Here is a 13,527-nt window from a genome sequence, read left to right as displayed (position 1 = left end):
TGCTCTCAGCTTTCCCGGGATGGTGTGGTCAGGGACTGCGGATCGGGGTGTGCACCCGATGGCGGGTACACGGTCATTCCAGGTCGTCGAGGAGGGCGAACAGTTCCTCGTCGGTGGCCTCTTTGAGGTCCTCGGCCTCGTGGGGGGCGGTCGCGCTGCCCGCCTTTCCGGCAAGCTCCAGCAGTTCCCGCAGTCGGGCAGTGATCTGCTCGTGTGCAAAGTCGGAGTCGGCAGTTCCATCGCTGCTGCGGATCGCCGCTTCGATACGGTCGAGTTCTGCCAGCACGGAGGTGGCAGCCGACGCCTCGTCGAGGTCCAGCTGCTCCCGCAGATGTGCCGCGAGGGCGTCCGGGGACGGATGGTCGAAGACGAGGGTGGTCGGCAGGCGGAGCCCGGTCGCCGTGTTGAGTTGGTTGCGGAGTTCGACGGCGGTGAGCGAGTCGAAGCCCATTTCCTGGAACGCCCGGTCGCCCGCGATCCCGGCCGTGTCGGCATGGCCGAGCACGCCGGCGACATGCGTGCCTACGAGATCGCTGAGCGCGCGCTGCTGGTCGGCCCGGGAGAGGCCGGCCAGGCGGTGGGTCAGCGACTCCTCCTCGGAGCGAGTACTCGCGGCGGCCGAACGCCGCCGGGGAGCAGCCGGTACGAGCCCGCGCAGCAGGAGGGGTGCTGGTTCGGTGTTCCGTGCGCGCAGCGCGGCTGTGTTGAGCTTGGTGACAGCGAGTACGGCTTCACCGGTGGCGGACGCCGCATCGAACCAGGCCATCGCATCGGCGGAGGAGATCGGCGCAAGGCCCATGCGGGCCATCCGCTGCAGATCCACCTCCGCCAAATGCCCGGTCAGCGAGCTGGACTCCTCCCACAGACCCCACGCCAGGGAGACCGCGGGCAGACCGTTCGCCCGGCGATGCGCCGCCAGAGCGTCCAGGAACGCGTTGCCCGCCGCATAGTTGGCCTGACCCGCCGTGCCCAGCAGACCCGCCAGCGACGAATACAGCACAAACGCCGACAGCCCCAGATCAGCCGTCAACTCATGCAGATTCCACCCCGCATCCACCTTCGGCCGCAGAACCCGCGACAGCTGCTCCTCACTCATCGCCGCGACAACGCCGTCGTCAAGAACGCCTGCCGTGTGAATGACAGCCGTCAGCGGATGGTCGGCAGGCACTCCCGCAAGGACCGCCGCCAGCGCATCACGGTCCGCCGCGTCACACGCCGAGAACGTGACCTCGACTCCCAACCCGGCAAGTTCTTGCCGCAGTTCAACAGCACCCTCAGCCTGCTCCCCACGCCGGCTCAGCAGCAGAAGACGGCGCGCACCATGCTCGGCCACCAGATGCCTGACGAGTACGCCACCGAGCGCACCGGTCGCACCCGTGATCAGCACCGTCCCGTCCTGGCCGAGGTCCATACCCTCGGACTCGTCGGGCAGTACCGCACGGCTCAGGCGAGGCACACGCAACTGACCGTCCCGCACCGCCACCTGCGGCTCCCCGGAGGCAATAGCCTCCGCCAGTCGTCCCTCCGCTGCATGGGCATCGACATCGACCAGTACGAACCGACCGGGGTTCTCCGTCTGCGCGGACCGCACCAGACCCCAGACGGGCGCAGCCGCCAGATCGGTCACGTCCTCGCCCTCACCAGCGGCGACCGCACGCGACGTGACGAACACCAGCCTGGAATACTCGTTCTGTTCGTCCTTGAGGAACTGCTGAATCAGCCGCAGCGCACGACTGGTCGCTTCAGACCCCGCCACGTGCTCGACAACATCCGTGCCCCACCCCTGTGCGCCTGCCTCGGGGAGGGCGATCGGCTGCCATTCGACTTTGAACAGGCCATCGCCCCGTACTGCCGCCTGCACAGCCGGCGGCCGTAGAACCAACTCGTCGACAGACACAACCGGCGCACCCGCCGTATCCGCCACCGTCAGCGACACGGTCTCCGGGCCCGTGCTCCTCAGGCGTACACGCAGGCTCGACGCACCCACGGCATGCACCTGCACACCGCTCCACGAGAACGGAAGCCGCTTCGGCACATCTCCATCCACCACACCCGGCAGCAACGGATGCAACGCCGCGTCCAACAACGCCGGATGCAGGACGAACCGCTCCGCATCCCCTCGCAGCTCCTCACCCAGCGCCACCTCGGCAAAGACCTCACCCTCAGCGCGCCACACCCGGCGAAGCCCCGCAAACGCCGGACCGTACCCAAACCCCCCATCGGCCAACCGGCCATACACACCATCGAGATCAACCTCAACAGCACCCACCGGCGGCCACACCCCAAGCTCTCCGCCCCGCTCAGAACCGCCAGCCAACCGCCCACCGGCATGCAGCACCCACGGACCCTCCTCGCCATCGGGACGCGCATACACCTCAATCCGCCGGGCGCCGGAGTCATCGGGCTCCGCCAGGACCACCTGCAGCTGCACACCGCCGCGCTCGGGAAGCACCAACGGCGCGGTCAACGTCAGTTCCTCCACCCGCTCGCACCCGACCTGTTCGCCGGCGTGCAGGGCGAGTTCCAGCAGCCCCGTACCCGGCACCAGTAGCGAGCCCTGGACCGTGTGGTCGGCCAGCCACGGGTGCGTGCTCAATGAGATCCTGCCGGTGAACAGATGGGCGTCCCGGTCGGCGACCCGTACGGCTGCGCCGAGCAGCGGGTGGTCGGTCGCGTGCAGACCGAGCCCCGCGGCGTCGGCCGGGGTGGCTGGCGCCGAGAGCCAGTAACGGTCGCGACGGAAGGCGTACGTCGGCAGGTCGATCCGGCGGCCGCCCGGGTAGGTCGCGCCCGTATCGAGTGCCCCGCCCCTCAGGTGCAGCAGGGCCAGCGCCGCCGTCGCCGTGGTGGCCTCGGCGCGCCCGGTGCGCAGCAGTGGCGCGATCGCTCCCGCCTCGCCCGACAGGCAGTCCTGGACCATCGCGGTGAGTACGCCGTCGGGGCCCAGCTCCAGGTAGTCGGTGACGCCTTGCCCTTCCAGGAACCGTACGCAGTCGTGGAAACGGACGGCCTGGCGGATGTGCTGGGCCCAATAGTCGGGCGACCGCAACTGCTCGGCGGTGGCGAGTTCGCCGGTGACGTTGGAGACGACGGGGATGCGCGGCTCGTGGAAGGTGAGCTGCGCGAGCGCGGCACGGAACTCCTCCAGCATCTCGTCCATGTGCGGCGAGTGGAAGGCGTGGCTGACGGGCAGCCGCTTGCTCTTGCGGTCCTTGGACCGCCACAGCGCCGCGACCTTGTCGACCGCGGCCTCGTCTCCGGAGACGACGACTGCCCGGGGGCCGTTGACGGCGGCGACCGAGATCGCGTCGCCGAACCCGGCCAGCGTCTCGCGGACCTCCTCCTCCGTCGCCTGGATCGCGGCCATCGCACCGCCCTCACGAGCGGCCTGCATAAGCCTGCCCCGGGCGGCGACGAGTACGCAGGCATCCTCGAGGGAGAGCACACCCGCCACATGGGCCGCGGTGACCTCGCCGATGGAGTGGCCGAGCAGATAGTCGGGGGCCGCCCCTCGGCTCACGGCCAGTCGGTGGAGCGCGACCTCGACGGCGAACAGTGCGGCCTGTGTGAAGGCCGTCTGGCCGAGCAAGACCGAGTCCGCCGAATCGACAGGAGCGAAGAGGACGTCCTTCAGCGGGCGCGCCAGTTCACCGTCCAGATGCGCGCACACCTCATCGAGGGCTCGCGCGAACTCCGGTACCTTCTCGTAGAGTTCGCGCCCCATTCCCAGACGCTGGCTGCCCTGCCCCGTGAACATGAATGCGGTCTTCCCCCGGGATGCGGCACTGTCGCCGCGTACGACACCGGCCGTATTTTCACCTCGCGCCAGTTCATCGAGGCCGCGCAGAAGCTCGGCACGGTCCTCACCGACGACCGCGGCACGCCGTTCCAAGGCCGCCCGGGTTGTCGCCAGCGACAAGCCGACATCCACCAGCGGTAGTTCCGGATACTCCGTGAGATGCGCGTGCAGCCGCTCGGCCTGCGCTCGCAGACCCGCCTCATCACGTCCGGAGACAAACAGCGGCACAGCAGGGACGGCCATGGTGTCGGCCGAGTTGTTCCCGATCTCGACGACGGCCGGCTGCTCGATGATGATGTGCGCGTTGGTGCCGCTGATGCCGAAGGACGAGATGCCCGCGCGGCGGGGAGCGTCTGTCTGCGGCCAGTCCTGCTCCTCGCTCAGCAGACGTACGGCACCGGCTTCCCAGTCCACATGCGGTGACGGCTCTCCCACATGCAAGGTCCTCGGAAGCACCCCGTGCCGCATCGCCTCGATCATCTTGATCACACCACCGACACCGGCCGCCGCCTGCGCATGACCAATATTCGACTTCAGCGAACCCAGCCACAACGGCCGATCCCCCGCACGCTCCCGCCCATACGTCGCCAGCAGAGCCTGCGCCTCGATCGGATCACCCAGCGTCGTACCCGTCCCATGCGCCTCGACCGCATCCACATCCGCAGCCGACAACCCCGCATTCGCCAACGCCTGACGGATCACCCGCTCCTGCGAGGGACCATTCGGCGCCGTCAAACCATTCGACGCACCATCCTGGTTGACCGCACTCCCCCGCAGCACCGCCAGCACCCGATGACCCTGCCGCCGCGCATCCGACAACCGCTCCACCAGCAGCAGCCCCACACCCTCCGACCAGCCCGTACCATCCGCCGCCGCCGAGAACGACTTGCACCGACCATCGGCAGACAGCCCGCGCTGGCGCGAGAACTCGACGAATGTGTTCGGCCCGGACATCACGGTGACGCCGCCCGTCAGGGCCATGTCGCACTCGCCCTGACGCAGCGCGTTGGCGGCGAGATGCAGGGCGACCAGCGACGACGAGCAGGCGGTATCCACCGTCACTGCCGGACCCTCCAAGCCATAGGTGTAGGCCAGCCGCCCGGAGACGACGCTGGAGAGGTTGCCTGCCAGCAGAAAGCCTTCGAACTCCTCCGGGCTCTTGGCCAGGCGCGAGGCATAGTCGTCGTACATGGCGCCCGCGTAGACGCCGGTGTTGCTGCCTCGTACGGTGGCCGGGTCAATACCGGCGTTCTCGAAGGTCTCCCACGCGGTCTGCAGCAACAGTCGCTGTTGCGGATCGGTCGCCACCGCCTCGCGCGGCGACATCCCGAAGAACTCCGGATCGAACAGATCGGCGTCGTAAAGAAAACCGCCGTGCCGCGTGTAGGACGTCCCTGCCTTCGCCGGATCCGGGTCATACAGCCCATCCAGATCCCAGCCGCGATTGACCGGGAACTCACCGACCGCATCCACCCCGTCGGCCACCAGCCGCCACAACCCCTCCGGAGAGTTCACACCACCGGGGAAACGGCAGGCCATGCCCACAATCGCGATGGGTTCGTCGGCCGCCACCGCAGAGGTCACGCGGGGAGCATCGGCGGGCGCGGCGCCGGACACCTGGCTGTGCAGATGCCGTGCCAGTGCCGTGGGCGAGGGATGGTCGAAGACGAGGGTGGCGGGCAGCCGCAGCCCGGTCGCGGCGCCCAGGCGGTTGCGGAGTTCGACGCCTGCGAGCGAGTCGAACCCGAGCTCTCTGAAGGCGCGTTCGGGATCGACGCCGCTGGGGTCAGGGTGACCGAGTACGGACGCGACCATCCTGCGTACTTCGTCCAGCACGGCGTCGAACCGCTCGTCCTCGGGGAGTTCGGCGATGAGCCGCGGCCAGGACGCATCGGATTCGGTCGCGCCGACGGCGGTCTGAGCCGTGCGGCGAGTCGTACGCGTGCGGACAAGACCGCTCAGCAACGGGGACGGAAGGTCGGCGGCCGCGTTCAGTACCGCAGGGTTGAGCAGCACGGGTACGGCGAGGGCCGCGTCGCGCGCGAGGGCGGCGTCGAAAAGGGCCAGGCCCTGGTCGGCCGGGAGCGGCAGGACGCCCGAGCGGGCCCATCGGGCGAGGTCGGCCTCGCCGAGTGAGCCACCCATGCCGTGGTCGGCGCTCCACAGGCCCCAGGCGAGGGAGAGTCCTGGCAGGCCCTGTGCACGACGGTGCGCGGCGAGGGCGTCGAGGAAGGTGTTGGCAGCGGCGTAGTTGGCCTGGCCCGCGGTGCCGGTGATCCCGGACACGGAGGAGAACAGGACGAAAGCCGTGAGCTTCTGGTCCCTCGTCAGCTCATGCAGGTGCCGAGCGGCGTCGGCTTTGGGGCGTACGACGTCGGCCAGCCGCTCCGGCGTGAGTGACTCGACTGTCGCGTCGTCGAGGACGCCTGCCGTGTGGATGACGGCGGTCAGCGGACGGTCGGTCGGTATACCGGCCAGGACCGTCGCCAGCGCATCGCGGTCGGCGGCGTCGCAGGCCGCGAAGGCGACTTCGGCGCCCAACTCGACAAGGGCGTCGCGCAGTTCAAGGGCGTTCGGAGCCTGCTCACCACGACGGCTCAGCAGCAGGAGTCGCCGTACGCCATGGCCGGCCACCAGATGCCGGGCGAGCAGACCACCCAGGCCTCCCGTACCGCCGGTGATCAGGACCGTCCCGCCCGGATCGAAGCGCACCCCTTCGGCCTCGGCGGGTACGGCCACCCGAGCCAGACGGGGCACCCGCAGCTCCCCGTCCCGTACGGCCACTTGGGGCTCGCCTGAGGCAATCGCCTCCGTCAACAGCCCCTCGGGCCCATCGGCTTCGGCATCGACAAGTACGAACCTGCCAGGGTTCTCGGTCTGCGCGGAGCGCACCAGACCCCAGACGGGCGCAGCCGCCAGATCGGTCACGTCCTCGCCCTCACCAGCGGCGACCGCACGCGACGTGACGAACACCAGCCTGGAATACTCGTTCTGTTCGTCCTTGAGGAACTCCTGCACCAGATCCAGTGCCCGACCCGGCGCCTGCGCTCCCGCCAGTCGCACGACGACATCCGCGCCGTCCGCCAGGGGCAGTTCCGGCACCGCGATCCGCTGCCAGTCCACGGCGAACAGCGCATCGCGCACCCCGCCCGCCGCCCCGCGCAGCGCCTCCCTCGCCACCGGCCGCAGCACCAGCGAATCCACCGTGGCCACCGGCGCGCCGGTTCCGTCCGCAAGGGTGAGGGTCACCGCGTCCGGGCCGGCCGGGGAGATCCGCGCACGCAGCTCCATCGCTCCCGTGGCGTGCACGGCGACGTCGCCCCAGGCGAACGGCAGCCTGATGAGCTCCGGCCGGCCGGGGCCGGCCGTGGCCAGTACGAGCGGGTGGAGCACCGAGTCGAACAGGGCGGGGTGTAGGGCGTAGCCACCGGCGGACGCACGCTGGTCCTCGGGCAGCCGCAACTCGGCGTAGAGGTCGTCGCCCGCGCGCCACAGCGCACGCAGGCCCTGGAACGCGGGCCCGTATGCGTAGCCGAGAGCGGCAAGGCGCTCGTACGCGTCGGTGAGCGGCTGCGGCGTGCCGCCCGGCGGCGGCCACTGGGTGAGCTCACGTGCGGCAGCCGTGTCGGGGCTCAGCAGGCCGGAGGCGTGCCGGGTCCAGGCGCGTGGCTCGTCGTCGCCGGTGTCGGGGCTGGCGTGCACGGTGAAGGGCCGGTGGCCGGAGGCGTCGGGGGCGGCGACCGCGACCTGGAGTCGTACGGCCCGGCGCTCCGGCAGTACGAGCGGCGCCTCCAGGGTGAGTTCGGCAACGTGGCCTTCGGTCGTGTGGTCGCCCGCGGCGACGGCCAGTTCGAGGAACGCGGTGGCGGGGACGAGGACCGTGCCCTCGATGGTGTGGTCGGCCAGCCAGGGGTGGCTGCTGAGTGAGAGACGGCTGGTGAGGACGGTCTCGTCGCGGCCCGCGAGTTCGACCGCGGTGGCGAGCAGCGGGTGCTGCGACGGGTCCAGGCCGAGCCGTCGGGCGTCGCCGCGTGCTTCGGCGACCAGCCAGTAGTGTGCGCGCTGGAAGGCGTAGGTGGGCAGGTCGACGTGGACGGCGCCGGGGAAGAAGGACGCCATGTCGGGCGCAGCGCCCGCTGTGTGGGCCCGGGCGAGTCCGTTGACGAAGTTCTCGGCCTCGGAACGGCCCGCACGCTGCAGCGGAACCACGGTTGCCGTGCCGGTGGTGAGAGCGCCCTGAGCCATGGGCGCGAGGACGGCGTCGGGGCCGACCTCGACGAGGACGGTTGTGCCCTGGGTCTCCAGCGTGCGTACGGCGTCGAGGAAACGGACGGGCTCGCGGATCTGGCGTACCCAGTATTCCGGGGAGCGCAGTTCGTCGTCCTGAGCCGGCTCACCGGTGACGGTGGAGACGACCGGGATGCGGGGGGCCTGGTAGGTGAGCTGAGCGGCCACGGCCCGGAACTCCTGCAGCACCTCGTCCATGTGCGGCGAGTGGAAGGCATGGCTCACCCGGAGCCTGCGAGTGCGGCGGCCGCGCTCCTCCCAGACCTCGGCGACGGTGGCGGTCACGGAGGCGTCGCCGGAAATCACCACGGCTTCGGGGCCGTTGACGGCGGCAACCGTGACGGCCTGTTCGTGGCCCGCCAGTGTCTCGCGGACCTCGTCCTCGCTCGCCTGGACAGCAATCATGGCGCCGCCGTCGCGAGCTGCCTCCATGAGACGGCCGCGCGCGGTGACCAGGCGGGCCGCGTCGGTGAGCGACCACACGCCCGCGATGTGCGCGGCGGCCAGTTCGCCGATCGAGTGGCCCGCCACGGAGTCGGGGGCGAAACCGTGATGTTCCAGCAGCCGGGCGAGCGCGACCTCGACCGCGAACAGCGCGGGCTGCGTGTACGTGGTCCGGTGCAGGAGGCCCGCCTCGTCCCCGCCCTCGTCCGCGAACATCACCGTGCGCAGCGGGCGGTCCAGATGGGCGTCGAGCGCGGTGCACACGGCGTCGAAGGCGTCCGCGAAGGCGGGATACGTCTCGTACAACTCCCGGCCCATTCCAAGGTGTTGGGCGCCCTGGCCGGTGAAGAGGAACGCGGTGCGGCCGACGGCCGAGGCGCTGCCGCGCACCACATGGGGTGTGTCCTCACCCCGGGCGAGCGCGTCGAGTCCCGCGAGCAGGTCCTCGGCGCCGGTGCCGGTCACGACGGCCCGCTCTTCGAAGGCGGTACGAGTCGTGGCCAGGGAGTGTCCGACATCGGACGGGCTCAACTCGGGGTGGCGGCGCAGATGGTCGAGCAGCCGCCCGGCCTGGGCGCGCAGCGCGGCGTCGGTACGGCCGGAGAGCGTCCAGGGGACGATTGCGGTAGCACCGGTCCCGGCGGTGGCGCGGGGAGCCTCCGGCTCGGCCTGCTCGATGATCACATGCGCATTGGTGCCGCTGATACCGAACGAGGACACGGCACTTCGCCTGGGGCGGCGGGTCTCGGGCCAGTCGCGCCGCTCGGTGAGGAGAGCCACCGCGCCACCGGTCCAGTCGACATGCGGGGTCGGCTCGGCAACGTGCAGCGTCCGCGGCAGCACTCCGTGCCGTATCGCCTGGACCATCTTGATCACACCGCCGACGCCCGCGGCGGCCTGAGTGTGGCCGATGTTGGACTTCAGCGAGCCGAGGTACACCGGCTCGAGACCGGCGCGGTCGCGACCGTACGTCGCCAGGATCGCCTCGGCCTCGATCGGGTCGCCGAGCCGGGTGCCCGTGCCGTGTGCCTCGACCGCGTCCACATCCGCGGCGGACAGGCCCGAGTCGGCCAGCGCCTGGCGGATCACCCGCTGCTGGGAGGGGCCGTTCGGTGCGGTCAGCCCATTGGACGCCCCGTCCTGGTTGACGGCTGAGCCACGGATAACGGCGAGCACCGGGTGGCCGTTGCGGCGCGCGTCGGAGAGCCGCTCGACGAGGAGCAGGCCCGCGCCCTCAGCCCAGGAGGTGCCGTCCGCGTCCGCCGAGAAGGACTTGCTGCGGCCGTCGGCTGCGAGCCCGCGCTGCCGGGAGAACTCGACGAACATGCCGGGCGACGACATCACCGTGACACCGCCCGCGAGCGCCATGGCCGATTCGCCCGAGCGCAGCGAACGCACCGCCATGTGCAGCGCCACCAGCGACGACGAGCACGCCGTGTCGACGGTGACGGCAGGGCCGACCAGGCCCAGTTGGTAGGCGATTCGGCCCGAGGCGACGCTGGAGGTGGTGCCGGTGAGCACATGGCCCTCGGCGCCGCTGTCGGCGTCGTGCATGCGGGGGCCGTAGTCGAGCGCCGTGGCACCGACGAACACGCCGGTGCGGCTGCCGCCGAGCGTGCGCGGGTCGAGCCCGGCCCGCTCCACGGCCTCCCATGCGGTTTCGAGCAGCAGGCGCTGCTGCGGGTCCATGCCGAGGGCCTCGCGCGGCGAGATGCCGAAGAAGGCGGCGTCGAACTCGCCCGCGTCGTACAGGAATCCGCCCTGGTCGACAGAGCTGCGCCCGGTCCGCCCGGGGTCGGGATCGTAGAGGTCCTCGTCCCAGCCCCGGTCGGTGGGGAACGCCGATACGGCGTCCACGCCGTCGGAGACCAGCCGCCACAGCTCCTCAGGCGAGGCGACACCACCCGGGTAGCGGCAGGCCATGGAGATGATGGCGATGGGTTCGCCGTCGTCGGCCGCGGCGGACGTGGGCGCTGCCAGGTCCGTCTCGTCCGTGCCCAGCAGCTGGGCCACCAGATGGGCGACGAGGGCGGCGGGAGTGGGCTGGTCGAAGAGCAGACCGCTGGGCAGTCGCAGCCCTGTGGCGGCGGACAGGGTGGAGCGCAGCTCCACCGCCATCAGGGAGTCGAACCCCAGCTCCTTGAAGGTGAGATGGTGCTCGACCCGCTGATGGTCGGCGTGCCCGAGGATCGCCGCGATGTGGGCGCTCACCAGGTCCGTGAGGGCACTCTCGTCCTGAACGGACAACGGCGCGCCGCCCGCTCGCTCGTCGGCCTCGGGGCCTCTGTCCGCGTCGGCCGTCGGCGCTGCGGCGCGTCGCATGCTCGTGTCGAACCAGTGCCGCTCGCGCTGGAAGGCGTACGTGGGCAGCTCGGCCCGGCGCGCGCCGGCACCTGCGTACGCGGCGGACCAGTCCACGCTCCCGCCCCGCACGAACACGGTCGCGAGAGCGGTCACCAGGGTGCGCGGCTCGGGACGGCCCGCGCGCAGGGCGGCAACTGCGGCGGTCGCGTCGGCGTCACGGACCGAGTCGGCGACCATGGCCGAGCAGACGCCGTCGGGGCCGAGTTCGAGGTAGGTGGTGACGCCTTCGGCCTCCAGCGTCCGTACCGCGTCGAGGAACCGCACGGGGCGGCGCACCTGGTCCACCCAGTACTCCGGTGAGCGCAGCTGCTCGGCGCTTGCCGCGCGCCCGGTCACGGTGGAGACGATGTCGATGCGCGGCGGGCGGAAGTCCAGCGTCTCAACTACGGCCCGGAAGTCCTCCAGCATCGGCTCCATGAGCGGTGAGTGGAAGGCGTGCGAGACCGTGAGGCGCTTGGTCCTGCGGCCCGAGTCGGCCAGCCGGGCGGCGACTTCGGCCGTGGCGTCGGCCGCGCCGGAGATCACCACGGCTTCGGGGCCGTTGACGGCGGCGACGGTCACCTCGTGCTCGCGACCCGCCAGCAGCGGCAGCACGTCACCCTCGGCCGCTGCCACCGCGATCATGGCGCCGTCGGCGGGCAGCGCCTGCATGAAGCGGCCCCGGGCGGCGACGAGCACGGCGGCGTCCGCGAGGGAGAGCACGCCCGCCACATGTGCAGCGGCGATCTCGCCGATGGAGTGTCCGGCGAGGAGGTCGGGACGTACGCCCCAGGACTCGACGAGGCGGAAGAGCGCGACCTCGACGGCGAACAGCGCGGGCTGCGTGAAGCCGGTGTCGTCGAGTCCGGCGCCGGAGTCGATCACCTCGCCGAGCGGCCGGTCAAGGAGCGGGTCCAGCTGCGCGCAGACCTCGTCGAACGCGGCGGCAAAGACCGGGTAGGCGGCGTACAACTCCCTTCCCATTGCGGTGCGTTGGCTGCCCTGGCCGGTGAAGACGATGCCGAGGCGGCCGGGGCGGGCGGTGCCGGAGACAATGCCCCCGGCGGGCAGCCCGGCGGCCAGCGCGTCGAGTCCGCGCAGCAGTTCGTCCCGGGCCGCGGCACGGCTGCCGGCCACGGCGTCGACCCCGCCCGCGCCGCCCGTCCCGCCCAGGGTCTCGCCCGCACTGTCGGCCCCACCCGCGCCGTCCGCGAGCACGACCGCCCGGTGGTCGAAAGCCGCTCGCGTCGCGGCGAGCGACCAGCCCACATCCACCGGGTCCTGTGCGTCGCCCGACCCTCGTACCGCATCACCCAGCCGTCCCGCCTGAGCGCGCAGGGCGTCACCGCCCCGACCCGACACAACCCACGGCAGCACGGCGGGCAGACCAGGACGCTCCCCCACCGAAGACGCAGGCGCAGGGCTCTCCCCCACCACCACATGGCAGTTCGTCCCGCCCATGCCGAACGAGCTCACCCCGCCCACCAGCGGTCGGTCCGGTCGCGGCCACGGCGTCACCTCGCGCTGCACGGCCAGGCCGAGCTCGTCGAACGGAATCGCCGGGTTGGGCACCTCGAAGTTGCGGCTCGGCGGCAGCTCCTGGTGGTGCAGGCTGAGCAGCGTCTTGAGCAGACCCACGATGCCTGCCGCGCCCTCCAGATGGCCGACGTTGGTCTTGGCCGAGCCGATCAGCAGCCGGTCCCAGGCCGGCCGGCCCGCGCCGAGCGCCGCGCCGAGCGCCGCCGCCTCGATCGGGTCGCCGACCGGAGTTCCGGTGCCGTGCGCCTCGACGTACTGCACGCTCCGGGGGTCGATGCCCGCCTGCTCGTACGCCGCCCGGATCACGCTCTCCTGGGCGGCCTGACTGGGCACGGTCAGCCCGGGCGTGGCCCCGTCGCTGTTGACCGCGCTGCCGCGGATCACGCCGTAGACACGGTCTCCGTCCGCGAGGGCCCGGTCCAGCGGTTTGAGGATCACGGCACCGCCGCCCTCGCCGGGCACAAAGCCGTTGGCCCTGGCGTCGAAGGCGTAACTCTCGCCGTCCGGGGAGAGACCGCCGAAGCGCTCCTCGGTGATCGTGTGCTCGGCGAGGATGTTCAGGTTCACTCCGGCGGCGATCGCCGTCTCGGCCTCGCCGGAGCGCAGGCTCTCGCAGGCGAGATGGACGGCGACGAGCGACGAGGACTGCGCGGTGTCCACGGTGAGGCTGGGCCCGCGCAGGTCGAGGTGGTACGAGACCCGGTTGGCGATGACGCCGCGGTTGAGGCCGGTCATGGTGTGCTGGGTGATCGCTTCGGCGCCGTGCTGGTAGAGCAGGCTCGTGTAGTCGTCCCGCAGGGTGCCGACGTACACGGCCGTACGGCTGCCGCGCAGCGCGGCGGGCACGATGCCCGCGTCCTCGAGCGCCTCCCAGGCGAGTTCGAGGACGAGCCGCTGCTGCGGGTCCATGGCGGCGGCTTCGCGCGGCGATACGCCGAAGAACCCGGCGTCGAATTCGCCGACGGCGTCGAGGAATCCGCCGCGTCGGCCGTCCGGCCCGTCGGTGACGACGCCCAGGCCGGCGCGCAGCAGCTCCCAGAAAGCCTGTGGACCGGACGCCTTCGGCAGTCGGCAGGACAACCCGACAACAGCGATTTCCTTCATGGCCGAGCGAT

General features: G+C 71.3%; 1 protein-coding gene. It reads right to left on the bottom strand.

The annotated features are described in order from the left end of the window. Positions 1-73 precede the first annotated feature (73 nt). Entirely contained in the window at positions 74-13,516 is a 13,443-nt protein-coding gene (locus OG729_RS35890; RefSeq protein ID WP_405810157.1) for an SDR family NAD(P)-dependent oxidoreductase, read from the bottom strand. Between the last annotated feature and the right edge of the window lie 11 nt (positions 13,517-13,527).

It is taken from the genome of Streptomyces sp. NBC_00210, from assembly GCF_045160975.1.
In the GTDB taxonomy this organism is placed as follows: Bacteria; Actinomycetota; Actinomycetes; order Streptomycetales; family Streptomycetaceae; genus Streptomyces.
This window is presented reverse-complemented; position numbering and strand designations above follow the sequence as displayed.

Excerpts from the sequence above, each read along its gene's own strand:
- OG729_RS35890 (WP_405810157.1), bottom strand. The coding sequence starts at position 13,516 with ATGAAGGAAATCGCTGTTGTCGGGTTGTCCTGCCGACTGCCGAAGGCG.